This window comes from Rhodanobacter sp. Root561, assembly GCF_001427365.1.
Lineage (GTDB): Bacteria > Pseudomonadota > Gammaproteobacteria > Xanthomonadales > Rhodanobacteraceae > Rhodanobacter.
Genome location: NZ_LMGH01000012.1, coordinates 221,723 through 240,649 on the forward strand (window position 1 = coordinate 221,723; position 18,927 = coordinate 240,649).

The window sequence follows — 18,927 nt, forward strand, 5'->3', positions numbered from 1 at the left end:
CCTTGGTATAGTAATGGTTCCCCCCCATATCCGGCGTCCATGGACACCATACGCATCCGCGGTGCGCGCACGCACAACCTCAAGAACATCGACCTCGACCTGCCCCGCGATCAGCTGATCGTGATTACCGGCCTGTCCGGTTCGGGCAAATCCTCGCTGGCCTTCGACACCATCTACGCCGAAGGCCAGCGCCGCTACGTGGAATCGCTTTCCGCGTATGCGCGACAGTTCCTGTCGATGATGGAGAAGCCCGACGTCGACCACATCGAAGGCCTGTCGCCGGCGATCTCGATCGAGCAGAAATCCACCTCGCACAACCCGCGCTCCACCGTGGGCACGATCACCGAGGTGTACGACTACCTGCGCCTGCTGTACGCCCGCGTCGGCACGCCGCGCTGCCCCGACCACGGCATCCCGCTGGAAGCGCAGACGGTGAGCCAGATGGTCGACGCCACCCTGGCGCTCGATGCGGAGACGCGCTACATGCTGCTGGCGCCGGTGATCCGCGAGCGCAAGGGCGAGCACGTGCAGGTGTTCGAGCAGTTGCGCGCGCAGGGCTTCGTGCGTGCCCGCGTCGACGGCGCGGTGTACGACCTCGACGCCGTGCCGCCGCTTACCTTGCGCCAGAAACACACCATCGAAGTGGTGGTCGACCGCTTCCGCCCGCGCGACGACATCAAGCAGCGCCTGGCCGAATCGTTCGAGACCGCGCTGCGGCTGGGCGACGGGCTGGTGATCCTGGCGAACATGGACACGGCCGACGCACCGGAACAGTTGCTGTCCTCGCGCTACTCCTGCCCGGTCTGCGACTACTCGCTGCCCGAGCTGGAGCCGCGACTGTTCTCGTTCAATTCGCCGGTGGGCGCCTGCCCATCCTGCGACGGCCTCGGCGTGACCCAGGTGTTCGACGCCGGGCGCGTGGTCGGCCACCCCGAGCTGGCGCTGTCCAGCGGCGCGGTGCGCGGCTGGGATCGACGCAACGCGCACTATTTCCAGCTGATCCTGTCGCTGGCGGCGCACTACTGCTTCGACGTGGACGCGCCGTGGCAGAAGCTGCCGGCGGACGTCCAGAAGGCCATCCTGTACGGCAGCGGCAAGGAACGCATCGCGTTCCGCTACATCACCGAACGCGGCGGCAAGGTCACCCGCGAACACCCGTTCGAGGGCATCCTGCCCAACCTGGAACGACGCTACAAGGAAACCGAATCCGCCGCCGTGCGCGAGGAGCTGGCGAAGTACATCAGCGACCAGCCCTGCCCGGTCTGCGAAGGCCAGCGACTCAACCGCTCGGCGCGCAACGTGTTCGTCGCCGACCATGCGCTGCCATCGTTGACCCATCGTTCGATCGACGACGCGCTTCAGTTCTTCGAAGAACTGAAGCTCACCGGCTGGCGTGGTGAGATCGCGGTGAAGATCGTCAAGGAAATCCGCGAGCGGCTGACCTTCCTCAACGACGTCGGCCTCAACTACCTCACGCTGGATCGCCAGGCCGACTCGCTGTCCGGCGGTGAAGCACAGCGCATCCGGCTCGCCTCGCAGATCGGCGCCGGCCTGGTCGGCGTGATGTACGTGCTGGACGAACCCTCGATCGGCCTGCACCAGCGCGACAACGAGCGCCTGCTCGGCACGCTGACCCGCCTGCGCGACCTCGGCAACACGGTGATCGTGGTGGAGCACGACGAGGACGCGATCCGCATGGCCGACCACGTGCTCGACATCGGCCCCGGCGCCGGCGTGCACGGCGGCGAGATCGTGGCGCAGGGCAGCGTGCAGGACATGCTGGACTCACCACGCTCGGTCACCGGCCAGTTCCTCTCCGGCGCGCGCGCGATCGAGGTACCCAAGGAACGCCGCCAGCCGATCGACGACGAGTCGTGGCTGCACCTGAAAGGCGCCAGCGGCAACAACCTCAAGAACGTCGACCTGGCGATCCCGGCCGGCCTGTTCACCTGCGTCACCGGCGTCTCCGGATCGGGCAAGTCGACCCTGGTCAACGACACGCTGTTCCGCCTCGCCGCCGCCGAATTGAACGGCGCCGGCACGCAGGCGGCGCCGCACAAGTCCGTCACGGGCATGGACTTGTTCGACAAGGTGGTCGACATCGACCAGTCGCCGATCGGCCGCACGCCACGCTCCAACCCGGCCACCTACACCGGCCTGTTCACCCCGCTGCGCGACATGTTCTCGCAGGTGCCGGAGGCGCGCTCGCGCGGCTACACGCCGGGCCGCTTCAGCTTCAACGTGCGCGGCGGCCGCTGCGAGGCGTGCGAAGGCGACGGCATGATCAAGGTGGAGATGCACTTCCTGCCCGACGTCTACGTGCCCTGCGACGTCTGCCACGGCAAGCGCTACAACCGCGAGACGCTGGAGATCCTGTACAAGGGCCACACCATTGCCGACGTGCTCGACATGACGGTGGAGGATGCGCTGAAGCTGTTCGAGAACGTGCCGACCATCGCGCGCAAGCTCGACACGCTGCGCGCCGTGGGCCTCGACTACATCAAGCTCGGCCAGAGCGCGACCACGCTGTCGGGTGGCGAGGCGCAACGCGTGAAGCTGTCCAAGGAACTCTCCAAGCGCGACACCGGCCGCACGCTCTACATTCTGGACGAACCCACCACCGGCCTGCACTTCCACGACATCGAGCAGTTGCTCGACGTGCTGCACCAGCTGGTCGACCAGGGCAACACCGTGGTGGTGATCGAACACAACCTCGACGTGATCAAGACCGCCGACTGGGTCGTCGACCTGGGCCCCGAAGGTGGCGCGGGCGGCGGCCGCATCCTGGTCGCCGGCACGCCGGAAACCGTGGCGGCCACACCCGCATCGCACACCGGCCATTTCCTCGCGCCGCACCTGAAACCGGCCAAACCGAAAAAGCCGGGCACCGCCAAGCGCATCAAGGCCGCCACCAAGCACATCGCCTCGGCCGACAAGTACAAGCCGATGCGCGGCAGCGGAAAAAAGAAGAAGCCTGCATGAGCAATCCTTCGCCCGGCATTGCCGAAAACGGAACCGGGGCGTCCGACGTCCCCCTGTTCGTCGCCTCGCTCGGCGTGCGCTGGCGCGACCTCGACGCGTTCAACCACGTCAACAATTCCAGCTACCTCACCTACCTGGAAGAGGCGCGGCTGCAGTGGCTGAGCCACGTGCCCGGCCCCTGGTTCGACGAGCACGCGATGCCGGTGATGGCCGCCAGCCAGATCAACTACCGTCGCCCCATCGCCTGGCCTGCGCAACTGCAGGTGCAGTTGTTCTGCGAGCGCATGGGCAACAGCTCGATGACCATCGCGCACCGGGTGGTCGACGCCGACCAGCCCGACCGGCTGTACTGCGACGGTCACGTGGTGATGGTGTGGATGGACCCGGCCAGCGGCAAGCCCGTGCCGCTGCCCGAGGCGATCCGCGGCGCCGCCATCTAGCCGACCATGCGCATCCCGGTCGCCCGCACCTCATTCACGGTCCGCCCGGGCGGGTCCGGCTGGGTCGAGACGATTGCAGGCGCGCGCCATGACTGGCGCTTCCGGCCGCACTTCCACGCCGGCGACGAAATCGTCGAGGTGCTGGCAGGCCGGGCGCGGCTGCGCCTTCCCACGACCTGCCGCGAGGTTGCCGCTGGCGACAGCGTCGTGGTGCCGGGGGGCGTGATCCACCGCTTCGAGCCGGTGGACGGCAGCGGCTGGGCGTTCATCTCGCGTTTCGTGCCGCCAGCCACGAAGAATGTCCCGGCTGGCGGTCCCCGCGATGCGTTGGGCGTGCAGGCCAGGGCGTTGCTGGGCGAGCGTCCCTCGTTGCACACCGACGTGGAAGCGATCGCGCAAGCCTGCGCGGTTTCCGCCGGCCACCTGGCCCGCACGTTCCGCCGCGAGACCGGCAGCAGCCTGCACAACTTCCACGTCATGCTGGCCCTGCACAAGGCCAAGGCCTTGTTGCGCGATCGCGCCTTGATCATCGACGCGGCGCTCGAAGCGGGCTTCTACGACCAGGCCCATCTCAACCGCGAATTCGTCAAGACGTTCGGCATGACTCCCGCCGCCTTCCAGGCGGGCTGGGCAGCGGTATAGCTCAGGGCGTCCCCGGCTCGAGCTCAAGCGCCATGTACAGTGTGTCCGGCACTGGGTTGTCGTAGTACGGCGGGACCGGGCGAAAGCCCAGCGCGACATACAGCTGCCGCGCCGCCTTCATCGAGGCCAGCGTGTCCAGCAGCACGCGCACGTAGCCGGCCCGGGCCGCCGAGGCGATCACCGCTTCGGCCAGTCGTCGCCCCAGCGCCTGCCCGCGCGCCGCGGGTCGAACATAGAGGCGCTTGATCTCGCATGTGCCCGGCTCCGACCAGGGGCGCAGCGCCACGCACCCCTGCACCGATCCTGCACCATCGCGCGCGATCAGGATCGCGCCCCGGGGCGGCGCGTACTTGCCGGGCAGCTGTGCCAGCTCCGCGGCCACGTCCTGGAAGGAAAGGTCGATGCCGAGGCTGTCCACGTATTCGAGGAACAGTTCGCGCACGATCGCGATATCGTCCGGCCGCCGGGCGGCGGCGATATCGATCGTCGAAGTAGCGGACATGGTGGGTCTCCATGCGGAATACGCACGCCACGATAGTGAATCCCCGGCGCCGACGCTTGGACAATCCTGACCAGCACGGGAACAGGTGCAAGTCAGGCGTCCACCGCACACAGCGACGCAGTCGGCACGCGGCATGCGCCCGCCCTCGTTATGATGGCAATCCACTCCCCACGATGGAATGCGCCCCCATGACGACGCCACATCGCACCGTCCTCGCCTTCGCCTGCATCGCCGCCCTTGCCGGCACATCCGCGGCGCATGCCGCCGACGCCACCGAACTCACCCTGTATCGCAGCGACAGCGCTGCGCTGTATGCCGGCAACGATGGCGGCAATGTCAACGACGGCTATGCCGTGGTGCGCGAACAGCGCACGCTGGATCTCGCCGCGGGCACGCACGACGTGGTGATCGGCGACCTGCCGAATTCGCTCGACGCCGAGGCGCTGGCGCTGGGCTTTCCCGAAGGCAATGCGAAGGTGGTTTCGCAGCGCCTGCTGTTGGCGCAAGGCGCGAATGCGGCATTGACCGGACTGGTCGGTCATGCGGTGGAAGTGCTCGGCGCCGGCGGCCTGCCGCTGGCCAACGGCACCCTGCTGCGCGCGGGTGACGGCCTGCTGATACGCGGCGTTACCGGCACCACGCTGGTGCGCAACTACGCCTCGGTGCGCAGCACCGACGGCAAGTTCCCGCTCGGCTCCAGCCTGAGCCTGCGCGTGGACGCCGCACGTGCCGGCACGTCCCGCGCCGTGCTCAGCTATCCCACCTCGGGCCTGGGCTGGCGCGCTGCCTACGTGGCGACGCTGCAGCCGGGCGCCACCTGCCGCATGCAGTTCGAAGCGCGCGCCAGCATCGCCAACCGCAGCGGGCGCGACTGGCACGATGCGAAACTCACCCTGATCGCCGGCGAGCCGAACATGGCCAAGCCGTCGGCCCCGCAACCGATGATGGCGATGGCACGCGGATTCAACGCAAAGGCCGACGCCATGCCGCAACAGGACAGCATCGGCGACTATCGCAGCTATACCCTGCCCGGCGCGATCGAGCTGCCGGATGGCAGCGTCAGCCAGGTGCCGCTGTATGCCAGCCGCGCGATGGATTGCACACGCACCGCGTTGTACGAGAACGGCGGCAGCTTCCAGCCGCAGCAGCCGATCGTGAACCGCGACTTCAACCAGGGCGGCGGCAACACCATCGTCAGCACACTGCAGCTGAAAGCCTTCGACAGCCTGCCGGCCGGCTACCTGCGCGTACTCACGGCCGACCGCAACGGCACGCCCCAGTTCATCGGCGAAGGCCGCATCGAGGACACGCCCAAGGGCAGCGACGCCACCATCACCCTGGGCACCGCGTTCGACCTGCGCGCCGAGCGCGAGCGCACCAGCTTCAGCATCGACAAGGCCGCCCGCACGATGGACGAAGCGTTCCGCATCAACTTGAGCAATGCCGGCGAGAGCGCGCGCACCGTGACGGTCCGCGAGCATCCCGGCCGCTGGCGCCAGTGGGTACTGGTATCGTCCAGCAGCAAGCCCAGCCAGCAGAATCCGGACACGCTGGAGTTCCGCATCGAGGTGCCCGCCCACGGCAAGGCCGTGCTCGATTACGCGGTGCGCTACAGCTGGACCGCCGACGAACAGCCGCAATAATCATTGAACGGAGTCAACCATGCTCAACCTGATCAATCACGACGCGATCCGCGAGATCCAGCTGGCCCGGCCGCCGGTCAACGCGCTGAACCTGGAGCTGGTGCGGGCGCTGCACGCCGCCATCGATGAGGCAGTACGCGACAACGTGCGCGGCATCGTGCTGTCCGGCGCCCAGGGACTGTTCTCCGCCGGTGTCGACGTGCCCGCCCTGCTCGCCTGCGACCGGGCCGGCGTGCGCGAGTACTGGCGCGAGTTCTTCGCGCTGTGCGCCACGCTGGCGCGCTGCCCGGTACCGATGGTCGCCGCAATCACCGGCCACAGCCCTGCCGGTGGCGCCGTGCTGGCGCTGTTCTGCGACTACCGCGTGATGGCTTCGGGCCCGTTCCGGATCGGCCTCAACGAAGTGCAGGTGGGCCTGATCGTGCCCGAATCCATCCAGCTGGCATTGCGCCGCGTCGTTGGCACTTACCGTGCCGAACGCCTGCTGGTAGCGGGCGCGATGATCGAGTCGGACGCGGCACTGGCCTGCGGCTTCGTCGACGAACTGACCGGCGTGGACCAGGTCACCACCCGCGCCCTGCACTGGCTGGGCGAGCTGCTGGCGCTGCCGTCCAACGCCATGCTGACCACCCGCCGGCTGGCTCGTGCCGACCTGGCTGGCGTCTATGCCGACGTCGACGCGCTGCCGCTGGATGAATTCGTCGACGCGTTCTTCCATCCGGAAACGCAGGCAGTGCTGCAGGCGCTGGTGGCGAAACTGAAGAGCAAGAGCGAGAAGTGAGTGGCGAGGAGTGAGAAGAGAAGGTGGGAGTCGATAGCTCTATCTCGCTTCTCACTCCTCTTCACTCACTCCTCGCCCTTGGCCACCGGCCGCGACGGGTCGCTGACCCAGCCGCTCCATGACGGCGCGTACAGCCGCGAGCCGTGCAGGCCGGCGTGTTCCATCGCCAGCAGGTTGTAGCAGGCGGTGACGCCGGAGCCGCACATGTGCACGACCTGCCCGGGCGCGGCATCGCCCAGTACGGCGGCGAATTCCTGGCGCAGCTGCGCCGGCGGCTTGAAACGGCCGTCGGCCTGCAGGTTGTCGACGTACGGGCGATTGCGGGCACCGGGCACGTGACCGGCGGCGCGATCCAGCGGCTCGACCTCGCCGCGATAACGTGCGCCGGCGCGGGCGTCGATCAGCAGCGGCGCCGGCGCGGCATGCAGGGCCGCGTGGTCGACGATCACCTGGCCCGCATCCCGGGCCAGCGTCACCTCGGTGGACGTGCGCGGACGGACGTCCGTTTCCAGCGGCAGGCCAGCCGCCTGCCATGCGGCGATGCCGCCATCGAGCACCGCCACGTTGTGCACGCCGGCCAGCCGCAGCAGCCACCACAGACGCGCCGCTGCCAGCGCCCCCGGCCCGGTGTCGTAGCTCACCACCTGCAGGTCCGGCTTCCAGCCCCAGCGACCGAGCACGGCATTGAAGGCCGACGTCGACGGCAGCGGATGCCGGCCCAGTCCCTCAGGCACGCGCGACATGTCGGAAAGATCGCGTTCCAGGTCGGCGAACACCGCGCCGGGAATGTGGCCGGCCAGGTAGGTGCGCTCGCCTTGCATGCGGTCGGCCAGGTCGACGCGGCAGTCGACGATCAGCACCTCGTCGGACGGCAGCGCCGCCAGTGCATCGACATCGATCAGGGTGGTCTTCAGCGTCATGTCCGTCCCATCCTCTGCAGCAGGTTGTAGAGCATCGAGGCGGTGGCGCCCCAGATGCGATGGCCGCCGTGGACGAATTCCACCATCGGCCGGGTCTGGCCGCGGAACTCCATCGTGTAGCGGCGCAGGTTGGCTGGCTCCAGCAGGAACGCCAGCGGCACTTCGAAGACTTCGGAAACTTCATCCGGCGCCGGATACAACTGCGCACTGACGTCGATGCTGGCCACCACCGGGGTGATGCAGAAGCCGCTGATGGTCTCGAAGCGGTCGAGGTAGCCCAGCGGCTTCACCAGCTGGCGATCCAGCCCGATCTCCTCCTCGCTCTCGCGCAGCGCGGTGGCCAGTGCGTCGTCGTCGGCGGGATCCGTGCCGCCACCGGGAAAGGCCACCTGACCGGCATGCGCCTGCAGGTTGTCGTTGCGCACGGTGAGCACCAGCCGCGGCTGCACGCCTTCGCGAAAGCCCACCAGCACGGCCGCCGGCCGACGCTCGGTGGTGCCAAGCAGTTGCGCCATGTCCGCATGGTTCCAGCCCGGGCCGGTCGGTGGCGACGACAACGGCAGCAAGGCGTCGATCAGGCCATCGATGCGGTCGTCGATCATGGTTGCCGGCGCAATGGCAGGACCTGCTGCATCACGTACCGGCGTTCGGCCTGGCTCATCATGCGCCAGCGGCCGATCTCTTCGCCGCTGCGCTGGCAACCGATGCAATAGCCGCGCGGGTCCAGCCGGCAGGTGCCGATGCAGGGCGTCAGCGGGGCATCGTGGGAGGCGTCTTCAGCGCGGGCGGGATCGTTCGACATGACCCCGGGATGTTATCACCGCAAGGGTCACGGCCGGGCCGGGTCGGACTTGATCGCCAGCAGCTCGATCTCGAAAACGAGTGCCTCGTTCGGACCGATGCGTGGCAGGGCGCCCGCCTCGCCATAGGCCAGCCGCGGCGGAATCACCACCTTCCAGCGATCACCCGTATGCATGCGCGGAATCACGTCCTGCCAGCCGGGGATCACCTTGTCGACGCTGAAGCTGACCGGCGCACCATGCGCCCAGGTGCTGTCGAACTCGGTGCCATCGATCAGCATGCCGCGATAGTTCACCGTGACCAGGCTGGTCACGGTGGGACTGACCTTGCCGTCGCCCTTGCTCAACACCCGGTACTGGATGCCCGACGGCAACTGCACCACGCCGGGCTGCTGCCGGTTGCTGGCCAGGTAGGCGGCGCTCTTGCGTGCATTCGCCGCGGCGATCCGCTTGAATTCGCTCAGCGCCTCGGCGTGCATCTGCTGGTCGAGGCGCTGCAGCTGCTGGTGCATCTCCTGCATCGACACGCCGGGCCGTCGCCTGGCGTAGGCATCCTCGATCGCCTTCACCAGCACCGGGATCTCCACATCGGGTTTGCCGTCGGCGAACTGGCTGCCGATCTGGTAACCGATCGCGTACGACAGGCTGGCCTTGTCCGTTCGCGCCGGTGCCGGAGCAGCGCTCTGGGCGCAGGCCGCGCCGGCAACCAGCAGCAGGCCGAACGCGGCGCAACGCAGATGTGTGATGCCTTGTTCCACCGATCCTTCCTCTCGCCGACGCGAGCCTTGATCCCGAGCAAACATCCTAAGCGGTTCGCGCATCCCGTGCAGCGGATCGCGCACGTGGCTTGAGAAACCCGGCGGCGGCAAAGGTTCCCGCTGCTACCATCGGCGGCTTGCCACTGTCAGGAGCCAGCCATGGCCTATCGCAATCTCGAAATCGGCAACCGCGGTGCCGTGCGCACCATCGTCGTCAACCGTCCGGACAAGCTCAACGCACTGAACCGCGACACCTTGAACGAACTGACCCTCGCCTTCGCGCAGGCCGGCCAGGACGACGCCGTGCGCGTCGTGGTGCTGACCGGCGCGGGCGAGAAGGCCTTCGTCGCCGGCGCCGACATCGCCGAGATGAACGGCTATACGCCGGTGCAGGCCCAGGGCTTCTCGCGCACCGGCCAGCGCCTGATGAGCTCGATCGAGCGGCTGGGCAAGCCGGTCATCGCCCGCATCCAGGGTTTCGCACTGGGCGGCGGCATGGAGCTGGCGATGGCCTGCCACCTGCGCGTGGCCAGCGAGAAGGCGAAATTCGGCCAGCCGGAAATCAACCTCGGCCTGATCCCCGGCTTCGGCGGCACCCAGCGCCTGCTGCGCCTGGCCGGCCGCGGCGCCGCGCTGGAACTGTGCCTGACCGGCGCGGTGATCAACGCGCAGCGCGCGTTCGAGCTGGGCATCGTCACCCGCGTGGTCGCGCCCGAGGCGCTGGACGAGGCGGTCGACGCGCTGGCCGATCAGCTGGCTGCTGCCGCGCCGTTGGCCGCGGCCGGCATCCTCGACGCGGTGCTGCAAGGTGGCGAAACCGCCATCGACCAGGGCCTGGAATTCGAAACCCAGGGTTTCGCGCTGGCGTTTTCCACCGAGGACATGCGCGAAGGCACCGGTGCGTTCCTGGAAAAGCGCAAGGCGGAGTTCAAGGGGCGCTGAGGCCCTGCACGCAGGGCAGGCGCTGCCTGCCCTACTTTTCGTCTTCGTCGAATTTCTTCTCGCCCGCGGTCACCGCCAGCTTCAGACGATTTTCCGGCGGCGCCAGCGGGCAGACCACGTGCGGCGTGATCGCGCACGGCGGGTTCTCGGCCAGGTTGAAATCCAGCACGAGCTTGCCGTTCTTCGGCGCGGCCGCGTACAGGAAGCGGGCGCCGCCATAGGTCAGCTTCCCCGCCGTGCGGTCGCTGAAGACGAAGAACAGCCGGCCATCCTCTTCGATCGGCAGCAGCTCGTAGCTGCGGCCGTCACGCCGGAATACCGCCTTGCCGGCGATCGGCGTATCGCTCACGGTGCCGGTGACGTAGGCCATCTTCAACGTGTGCGACGGCTTGAACGGCACCCAGTCCGCCTCGATCCGCCAGGACGGATCGATCGGAAAATAGTCGAAGCCCGGGAAGTGCGTGCGCAGCGGTGCGTCGTTGTCCTTCACCCGCAAGCCGCGCTGCGCGCCGTTCTCGATCACGTACAGATAGCTGCTGCCGAAACCCACCCGGGTCGGCCGCTGCTTGCCGTCGGAACCTTGCGTGCGCAAGACGTTGTCGATCGCCGCCGGTGCGCCGTCGACGGTGATGCCGCGGGTATCCGCCAGATGCAGCCTGACCTGCCCGTCCGTCGCAAGCTCCAGCACGCCCAGGTGCGCAGGGGCACCGGAGACGGGGAAGTGGTTGTCCGGCGCACTGCCCACGCTGTTCGATCCGGGCTCCAGCCAACCTGACGCAGTCAACGCCAGATAACCGTCCATCTGCCTGAGTTGCTCGACGCGCTCGCTGCGCGCGCGTTGCACCGAGGCGACGTAATCAGCCGGCGTGGCCGCCGGTGCGGAGATTGCCAGCAGCGAGCCCAGCGCGACCAGCGCGCTCCTTTCAGTGATGCGAGCCACGATAATTCTTCTCCCCCGCGGTCACGCGCAGATCCAGCCGGTTCTCCGGCGGCGCCAGCGGACAGGTGGCGAAACCGGTGAACGCGCACGGCGGGTTGTAGGCCTTGTTGAAGTCCAGCACGACCTTGCCGTCCTTCGGCGGGTCGATGTACAGGAAGCGCGCCGCGCCGTAGGTTTCCTTGCCGCTGGTGTGGTCGGCGAACACGATGAAGTATTGCGCGTCGCCCGGCTCCTCGATCACCGGCAGCAACTCGAAATGCTTGCCGTCGCGGGTGAACTCCAGCTTGCCCGGTATCGGGTACTTGTCGATGGTGCCGATCACCGAGCCCATCTCCAGCGTCTCGCCCGGCTGCGCCGGCACCCAGTTCGCCTCGATCCGCCAGGACGGATCGATCGGGAACGAGTCGATGCCGAGGAAATGCTTGCGCGAGGGCGCTTCGCTGTCCTTCACCCGCAGGCCCTTGCGGCCGTCGCGATCGATCACGTAGAAGCTCGCCGTGCCGAACGCCACCTTCGTCGGCGCCGCATCCGCGGTGGCGTGCGCATCATCCACCAGCACGGCTTCGCTGACGGCCTTGCCGTCGATGGTGGCATGGCTGTCCTGGTCCAGCACGATCCGCATGCTGCCGTCGGCCGCCAGCGTGACCACGCCGAGATGGGCCGGCCCGGCGGTCAGCACGATGTCGTTGTCGGCGGCGCTGCCGACCCGGTTGGCGCCCGGCTGCAGCCACTCCAGCCCGATCAGGCTGAGCCAGCCGTCCGCGGCGGTAAGCCGTTCCACACGGCCGGCATGCCACTGCTGGATACCCTGCGTGTAGTTATCGATGTCGGTGGCGTGCACGGTAGCGACTCCCAGAATGGCGGCGGCAACAAAAAGGCTGTTACGGAGCATCGGTTTCTCCAGTGAAACGTTTCTCGACGGCGCGTCAGCGACCGCGCATGAACAACCGGTCCAGCTCGGGCAGGCTCAGTTGCACCCAGGTCGGGCGCCCATGATTGCATTGTCCGGAGCGCTCGGTCGCCTCCATCTCGCGCAGCAGCGCATTCATCTCGGGAAGGGTCAGGCGCCGACCGGCGCGTACCGAGCCGTGGCAGGCCATGGTGGACAGCAGTTCGTTCTCCAGCTCCTGCAGTCGGCGCGAGCTGCCGTGCTGGGCCAGTTCGGACAACACGTCACGGCTGAGCTGGGCCACGTCGGCGCCTTCCAGCAACGCCGGGATGCGCCGCACCACGATCGTAGCCGGACCGCTGCGCGAAAGTTCCAGGCCCCAGTCGGCCAGCGCCTCGGCGTGTTCCTCGGCGGCGGCGGCCTCCCTGGCACTCACCGCCAGGCTCAACGGCACCAGCAGCATCTGCGAGCGCAGGTTGCTGCCGACGCGGCCGGATTTCAGCTTCTCGTAGGTGATCCGCTCGTGCGCCGCGTGCATGTCGACCAGCACCAGCCCGTGCGCGTTCTCGGCCAGCACGAAGATGCTTTTCAGCTGCGCGATGGCGAAACCCAGCGGCGGCGCCTCGCCTTCGGCCGACTCCGGCAGCGGCGCCGCAGCCACCGGCGCGAACGAAGACGGGCCCAGCAACGCGGCATAGTCGGCCAGCGGTTCCTCACGCGTGCCCAGACCCAGCCGACTCTGGCTGGATGCACTGGGCCACGCTGACGGATACGCGGTGGCCATCGGCGCCGGATGGGCCTGGGCCGGCATCGAAACAGCTTCCGTCACCGGCAGCGTGCCCAGCCCCGCCCGCGTCTGCGCCAGCGCCTCGTGCAGGGTGCGAAACAGGAAGTCATGCACCAGCCGCTGCTCGCGGAAGCGCACCTCGTGCTTGGCCGGGTGCACGTTCACGTCGACGCCGGCCGGGTCCAGCTCCAGGTACAGCACGAACACCGCATGGCGGCCGTGGAACAGCACGTCGGCATACGCCTGGCGCACCGCATGGGCCACGATGCGGTCGCGCACCAGCCGGCCGTTGACGTAGAAATACTGCGAGTCGGCCTGCGCCCGCGAGGCGGTCGGCAAGCCGACCCAGCCGGACAGGTGCAGGCCCGCCGCTGCGTGATCGATACGCAGGCTTTGCGATGGAAATTCATCGCCAAGCACCTCGGCCACCCGTTGCAATTGCGCCTGCTGATCGCGGGCGGCCTTCCAGATGCGCACCGGCTTGCCGTTGTGGCTGAGCCGGAATTCCACCGAGCCGCGGGCCAGCGCCAGCGACTTCAGCAGGTCGTCGACATGCGCGAACTCGGTGCGTTCGGCGCGCATGAATTTCCGTCGCGCCGGCACGTTGTAGAACAGGTCGCGCACTTCGACGCTGGTGCCGGAAGGATGCTGCGCCGGGCGCGCCGCCTGCAGCTTGCCGCCGTCGACCTCGATGCGAAATGCGGCGTCCTGGTCGCGCACGCGCGAAGTCAGCGCGAAGCGCGACACCGACGACACCGAGGCCAGCGCCTCGCCCCGGAAACCCATGCTGGCGACATGCTCCAGGTCGTCGAAGCTGCCGATCTTGCTGGTCGCGTGCGAGGCCACCGCCAGCGGCAGCTCGTCGACACGGATGCCGCCGCCGTCATCGCGCACGCGGATCAGTCGCGCACCACCGGCCTCGATGTCCACCTCGATGCGCGTGGCGCCGGCGTCGAGGCTGTTCTCGACCAGTTCCTTGACCACCGAGGAGGGCCGCTCGATGACTTCGCCGGCGGCGATCTGGTTGATGAGTTCGGGGGGAAGCAGGCGGATGACGGTCATCCGCCAACTTTAACAGCGAACAACCGCGATGCCGCGGGGAAAGTCAGCCGGCGGGAATGGTCAGCGTGGTGCCGGCACGCACCGTATTGCTGCTGATCTGGTTCGCGTTCTTCAGTGCGCCGACGCTGACGCCGTACTGGCGCGCGATGCTGCTGAGACTTTCGCCGCGCCCGACCTTGTGCACGTCGCGCCCGGACGCCTTGCCGGACGACTGACTGGCGCTGGACGCCAGCTGCACGCCATTGCGTCGCGCCGCCTCGGCAGCAAACCAGGTGCCCGGCGGCGGCGTCGATTCAAAATAATTCTTCACGCCGCCCATGACCGCTTCGGCGAGCTTTTTCTGGTGCCCCGGATCGCGCAGCTTGCGCTCTTCGGTCGGATTGCTGATGAAGGCCGTCTCGACCAAGATCGACGGCACGTCGGGCGAACGCAGCACCACGAAATTCGCGCGCTCGACATAGCCGCGATGGGTCGGCCCCAGACGCCCCAGCGCCTTGAGCACGTTGCCGGCGATCATGTCGCTGGCCTGTATCGCCCAGCCCTGCTGCATGTCCAGCAGCACCTTGGCCAGGCTGTCGTCCTTGTCGTCCAGCGAGGTGCCACCGATCAGGTCGGCGCGGTTCTCGCGATCGGCCAGCCACCGCGCAGCCTCGCTGGTCTTGCCGCGCGGCGACAGCACCCATACCGAAGACCCCTTGGCGTCGCCGCTGGTGAACGCGTCGGCGTGGATCGACACGAACAGGTCGGCATTGTGCTCGCGGGCGATCTTGTAGCGCTGCGCCAGCGGAATGAAGAAGTCGCTGTCGCGCGTCAGCACGGCCTTCATGCCGGGCTGGCGATTGATCTCGGCGGCCAGCTCGCGCGCCACCGCAAGGGTGACGTTCTTTTCCAGCGTGCCGCCCGGACCGTGCGAGCCGGGGTCCTTGCCGCCATGACCGGCGTCGATCGCCACCACCACCTGGCGCTGGCCGTTGAGCATCGCTGCCGCCTGCTCGGCGGCAACCCGGCGGCTGTGCGTGGGATTGCTGTAGGTCTCGACGGGGGCCGGCTTCGCGACCGCAGCGGCAGCCACCGGAGCCTTCGGCGCCGGCGCGGCACTGTCGGCAGCGACATCACGCTCGACCTCGGCGGCGTTGTCGGCCGGATAGAAATCCAGCACCAGCCGATAGTCGCCATCGTCCTTCGGTTTCAGCAGGAAGCTTTTCAGCCGGCTCGACGGATCGACCCTGGCGGTCAGCTGCATGCCACTGCCAAGGCGGGAATGCGTCATGCCGTGGAACAGGCCCTGTGCGGACGGGTCGGAGAAATCACCGCCGGGGTTGCTGTCCGGCAGTTCGATCAGCACCTGGCCATTCTTTTGGCTGATCTTGTACTGCAGCGGGCCGGACGCGTCGAACACCACCCGGGTATAGGCCGGACCGGCCCAGACGCGGACGTCCTTCAACTGCGCGGCACCGGCCGCGCCCACGGGCAGCAGCGCCGCGATCGCGACGGCACACCAGCCGATCCGGTTGTTCAGGCAAGCCCTCATGCTCCGCATTGAAACGCAGGGCGATGCGCATTGCAAGATCTTTCCCTTGAATATCCATAACCTGCGGGGCATTTATCAGGTGAGATCAAGCTAGTGGATGCAACTCGTGTTTCCAGCACAAGTCCTTGGCTTGAACGACCGAATCAGGTTTTTCCAGCGAAAAGAATTACTTGGCAATCCTGTCGAGCAGCCTCGCGCCGCGCCCGCCATGGGCCCGCAGCGATGCCTGACGGCCAGCCCCGGCGTAGTCCAGGGTCACGGCAAGATCCGCCGCGGGCAAAGCTCCGCTGCCGCGTTCGGGCCATTCCACCAGCACCACCGCGTCGGGATCGGCCAGCGCGTCCAGGCCCAGCCATTCCAGCTCGCCCGGATCGGCGATCCGGTACAGGTCGAGGTGCCAGGCGGGCCGTCCGCCTGCCGCATAGCCTTCGACGAGACTGTAGGTGGGGCTCTTCACCCGTTCACCGACTCCCAGCGTCGTCAACAGGGCGCGGGCGAAACTGGTCTTGCCGGCGCCGAGCGGGCCGTGCAGGTAGATCACCAGCCCGCCGTCCAGCGCACCCGCCAGGCGCGCGCCCAGTGCCGCGGTGGCCGCCTCGTCGGCAAGCATCCAGGTCGACACCGCCTGCGCCGGTTCAATCATGGTCACGTTCGTAGCCCGTCATGCCATTGCCCAGTGCCCGCAACGGCGCCAGCAGGTCACCGGCTAGCAGGCCGCGCTCGCCCTGCCGCGCCGCCCGGTCGCCGGCACGGGCGTGCAGGCCCGCGCCAAGCCCGGCCGCCTGCCACGCACTGCAGCCCTGCGCCAGCAGTGCCGCCACGATGCCGGTGAGCAGGTCGCCCATGCCGCCGCTGGCCATGCCCGGATTGCCCCACGGACAGACGTCCAGACGTCCATCCGGATCGGCGACCAGACTGCCGGCGCCCTTCAACACCACGACGGCGTGGTAGCGGCGCGCGATTTCGCGCGCCGCGGCGAAGCGATCCTGCTCGACCTCGCCGGTGGTGATTCCCAGCAGGCGCCCGGCCTCGCCCGGATGCGGCGTCAGCACGGTCGGCGCGGTGAATCGACGCGGTTCGCGCGCCAGCAGGTTCAGGCCATCGGCATCGAGCACCAGCGGCCTGTTCGCGTCCAGCGCGGTCAGCCACAGGGCGTGACCCCAGGCCGCCTGGCCCAGCCCCGGGCCCAGCGCCAGCACGCTGGCACGGTCGAGCTGCGTGGCCAGTGCCTGGGGACCGTCGACACCATGCGCCATCAGTTCCGGTCGCGCCGCGTTCAGCGCGAACACATGGGCCGCCCGCGTCGCCACGCTGACCAGCCCGGCACCGGCGCGCAGCGCCGACTCCCCAGCCAGGTGCACCGCACCGGCCATGCCATGGTCGCCGCCGATCACCAGCACATGGCCGTAGTTGCCCTTGTTGGCGTAACGGTCCCGCGGCGGCAGCGACTCGGCGGACAGCAGACGGGCATCCGCCGGCACCGCCGCGCAGACGCTTTCCGGCACGCCGAGGGTGGCCAGTTCGAGCACGCCGACGTGATCGGCGGCGCGCCCGGTATGCAGGCCGCGCTTGCCGGCGATGAAGGTCACCGTGACATCGGCGCGAATCGCCGCTGCGGCGCAGCTGCCGCGGTCGGTGTCCAGCCCGCTGGGCACATCCAGCGCCAGCACCGGGCGAGCGCTGCGGTTGATCGCCTCGATCAAGCGTGCCGGAGCCGCTTCCGGCGCGCGATTGAGGCCGATGCCGTACAGCGCATCCACGTGCAGTTCCGCTTCGGGAAGCACGGCCTGTTCGTCCCAGACCAGCACCTGCCCGCCAGCGGACTCCCATGCCGCGCGCGCCACCGCTGCGTCGCCATGCGAGCTGGCCGTCAACCCGACCATGTCGACCTGCAGGCCGGCCTCGCGCGCCAGCAGGCCCAGCAGGAAGCCGTCGCCGCCGTTGTTGCCGGGGCCGCAGTGGATGCAGACGTGCTGCACCTGCGGCCAGTGCCGGCGCAGGCTGCTCAGCGCCGCGCTGGCCGCGCGCCGCATCAGTTCGGGCCCGGAAATGCCCAGCGCCGACAGCGCCGCGCGCTCGATCGCGCGCAACTGGTCGACGGTATGCAGGTTGCGGCTGGTCGGGTGGACGGGCATGCGCGAATTATAGGCATGCAGCGCACCTACAATAGCCGGATGTCCGACATCGACGCCCGCACACCCGACTACGCCACGCTCGCCCGCGACATCAAGGGCTGGGCGCGCGAACTGGGTTTCGCCGACACCGGCATCAGCGGCACCCAGCTGGCCGACGACGAACAGCATCTGCTGAGCTGGCTCGATCACGGCCACCACGGCGAGATGGAATACATGGCGCGGCACGGCACCAAACGCACCCGGCCAGCCGAACTGGAGCCGGGCACCCAGCGGGTCATCTCGGTGCGCATGGACTACATCCCGCCCGGCACCGCGAACGCCTGGGGCGTGCTGAATGACGCCGAGGCCGGTTATGTTTCCCGCTACGCGCTGGGTCGCGACTACCACAAGCTGATGCGCGGCCGCCTGCAGAAACTGGCCGAACGCATCCACGGCGTCGTCGGCGACTTCGGCTATCGCGCCTACGTGGATTCGGCGCCGGTGCTGGAAAAGGCGCTGGCGCGCAACGCGGGCATGGGCTGGATCGGCAAGCACACGGTGCTGATCAACCGCAGTGCGGGCTCGTATTTCTTCCTCGGCGAGCTGTACACCGACCTGCCGCTGCCGGTGGACGAACCGGCCAGCGCGCATTGCGGCAGCTGCACGCGCTGCATCGAGGTCTGCCCGACCCAGGCAATCATCGGGCCTTACCAGCTCGACGCCAAACGCTGCATCTCCTACCTGACGATCGAGCTGAAGGGCAGCATCCCCGAAGAACTGCGCGCGCCGATGCGCAACCGCATCTTCGGCTGCGATGACTGCCAGCTGGTCTGCCCGTGGAACAAGTTCGCGCAGACCACCACCGAGGCGGATTTCGCGCCGCGGCACAGTCTGGATGGCGCGAAACTGGTCGAGCTGTTTGCCTGGAGCGAGGACGAATTCCTCAAGCGCACCGAAGGCATGGCGATCCGCCGCACCGGTTACGAAGGCTGGCTGCGCAACATCGCGGTGGCGCTGGGCAATGCACCCCAATCGGCCGCCGCGATCGAGTCACTCAATGCACGCGCCGACGATCCGTCGCCGGTGGTGCGTGAACACGTGGCATGGGCGCTGGCAAAGCAGCGCCGCTGACGCTCAGGGCCTGTGAAGAAAACCAGGTCCTGTGGTTTTCTTCTATCGCGAGTCCGGCGCATG

The 18,927-nt window shown here is 68.3% G+C and carries 16 protein-coding genes and 1 pseudogene; 7 read left to right on the plus strand and 10 right to left on the minus strand.

Annotation, left to right across the window (positions count from 1 at the left end; all coding sequences use genetic code 11):
* Positions 1 to 39: 39 nt before the first annotated feature.
* Genes uvrA through ASD55_RS11980 form a run of 3 tightly spaced genes read left to right on the plus strand, consistent with a single transcriptional unit; the run spans position 40 to position 4,064 of the window.
* A complete protein-coding gene (gene uvrA, locus ASD55_RS11970; protein ID WP_056766403.1) occupies positions 40 to 2,982 on the plus strand; it encodes an excinuclease ABC subunit UvrA in 2,943 nt (980 codons plus the stop codon).
* Positions 2,979 to 3,422, plus strand: coding sequence for a thioesterase family protein (locus ASD55_RS11975; protein ID WP_082542758.1), 444 nt, complete (start codon positions 2,979 to 2,981; stop codon positions 3,420 to 3,422). The genes uvrA and ASD55_RS11975 overlap by 4 nt, the downstream gene beginning before the upstream one ends.
* A gap of 6 nt (positions 3,423 to 3,428) precedes the next feature.
* Entirely contained in the window at positions 3,429 to 4,064 is a 636-nt protein-coding gene (locus ASD55_RS11980) for an AraC family transcriptional regulator (RefSeq protein WP_056714993.1), read from the plus strand.
* Between the two features lies 1 nt (position 4,065).
* On the opposite strand, the gene ASD55_RS11985 is transcribed toward ASD55_RS11980, so the two are convergent.
* Entirely contained in the window at positions 4,066 to 4,566 is a 501-nt protein-coding gene (locus tag ASD55_RS11985; protein ID WP_056714990.1) for a GNAT family N-acetyltransferase, read from the minus strand.
* Between the two features lie 188 nt (positions 4,567 to 4,754).
* On the opposite strand from ASD55_RS11985, the gene ASD55_RS11990 reads away from it, so the two are divergent.
* Together ASD55_RS11990 and ASD55_RS11995 are read left to right on the plus strand one after the other, a co-directional pair.
* Complete coding sequence (locus ASD55_RS11990) at positions 4,755 to 6,209, plus strand: DUF4139 domain-containing protein (RefSeq protein ID WP_056766405.1); 1,455 nt, start codon at positions 4,755 to 4,757, stop codon at positions 6,207 to 6,209.
* 19 nt (positions 6,210 to 6,228) lie between these two features.
* Positions 6,229 to 6,990: an enoyl-CoA hydratase/isomerase family protein gene (locus tag ASD55_RS11995; RefSeq protein ID WP_056714984.1), complete on the plus strand. Its 762-nt coding sequence runs from the start codon at positions 6,229 to 6,231 to the stop codon at positions 6,988 to 6,990.
* 65 nt (positions 6,991 to 7,055) lie between these two features.
* Here the strand turns inward: ASD55_RS11995 and ASD55_RS12000 are convergent, their stop codons facing one another.
* The 3 genes and pseudogenes from ASD55_RS12000 to ASD55_RS12010 all read right to left on the minus strand — a co-directional run bounded on the left by ASD55_RS12000 (position 7,056) and on the right by ASD55_RS12010 (position 9,468).
* Positions 7,056 to 7,910, minus strand: a complete 855-nt coding sequence (locus tag ASD55_RS12000) for a sulfurtransferase (protein ID WP_056766407.1) — start codon at positions 7,908 to 7,910, stop codon at positions 7,056 to 7,058.
* Positions 7,907 to 8,712, minus strand: a pseudogene (locus tag ASD55_RS12005) (DUF1289 domain-containing protein). The gene ASD55_RS12000 and the pseudogene ASD55_RS12005 overlap by 4 nt, the downstream one beginning before the upstream one ends.
* A gap of 27 nt (positions 8,713 to 8,739) precedes the next feature.
* A complete protein-coding gene (locus ASD55_RS12010; RefSeq protein WP_007806123.1) occupies positions 8,740 to 9,468 on the minus strand; it encodes an FKBP-type peptidyl-prolyl cis-trans isomerase in 729 nt (242 codons plus the stop codon).
* 159 nt (positions 9,469 to 9,627) lie between these two features.
* Here ASD55_RS12010 and ASD55_RS12015 point away from each other — a divergent pair, with 159 nt between their 5' ends.
* Entirely contained in the window at positions 9,628 to 10,410 is a 783-nt protein-coding gene (locus tag ASD55_RS12015; protein ID WP_056714976.1) for an enoyl-CoA hydratase-related protein, read from the plus strand.
* 31 nt (positions 10,411 to 10,441) lie between these two features.
* On the opposite strand, the gene ASD55_RS12020 is transcribed toward ASD55_RS12015, so the two are convergent.
* From ASD55_RS12020 to ASD55_RS12045, 6 genes are all read right to left on the minus strand, one after another.
* On the minus strand, positions 10,442 to 11,350 hold the full coding sequence (locus ASD55_RS12020; protein ID WP_056766408.1) for a DUF1684 domain-containing protein: 909 nt from the start codon (positions 11,348 to 11,350) through the stop codon (positions 10,442 to 10,444).
* Entirely contained in the window at positions 11,334 to 12,242 is a 909-nt protein-coding gene (locus ASD55_RS12025; RefSeq protein ID WP_056766411.1) for a DUF1684 domain-containing protein, read from the minus strand. The genes ASD55_RS12020 and ASD55_RS12025 overlap by 17 nt, the downstream gene beginning before the upstream one ends.
* 34 nt (positions 12,243 to 12,276) lie before the next feature.
* Positions 12,277 to 14,088 (minus strand): DNA mismatch repair endonuclease MutL, encoded by a 1,812-nt coding sequence (mutL, locus tag ASD55_RS12030; protein ID WP_056766413.1) that lies wholly within the window; start codon positions 14,086 to 14,088, stop codon positions 12,277 to 12,279.
* A gap of 43 nt (positions 14,089 to 14,131) precedes the next feature.
* Entirely contained in the window at positions 14,132 to 15,619 is a 1,488-nt protein-coding gene (locus tag ASD55_RS12035; protein WP_056766415.1) for an N-acetylmuramoyl-L-alanine amidase, read from the minus strand.
* Positions 15,620 to 15,785: 166 nt separating this feature from the next.
* Positions 15,786 to 16,262 (minus strand): tRNA (adenosine(37)-N6)-threonylcarbamoyltransferase complex ATPase subunit type 1 TsaE, encoded by a 477-nt coding sequence (tsaE, locus tag ASD55_RS12040; protein WP_157598976.1) that lies wholly within the window; start codon positions 16,260 to 16,262, stop codon positions 15,786 to 15,788.
* On the minus strand, positions 16,255 to 17,754 hold the full coding sequence (locus ASD55_RS12045; protein WP_056766418.1) for a bifunctional ADP-dependent NAD(P)H-hydrate dehydratase/NAD(P)H-hydrate epimerase: 1,500 nt from the start codon (positions 17,752 to 17,754) through the stop codon (positions 16,255 to 16,257). Before ASD55_RS12045 ends, tsaE begins: the two co-directional genes overlap by 8 nt.
* A gap of 15 nt (positions 17,755 to 17,769) precedes the next feature.
* Here ASD55_RS12045 and queG point away from each other — a divergent pair, with 15 nt between their 5' ends.
* Positions 17,770 to 18,864, plus strand: a complete 1,095-nt coding sequence (gene queG, locus ASD55_RS12050) for a tRNA epoxyqueuosine(34) reductase QueG (protein WP_056766420.1) — start codon at positions 17,770 to 17,772, stop codon at positions 18,862 to 18,864.
* The last annotated feature ends 63 nt before the right edge of the window (positions 18,865 to 18,927 follow it).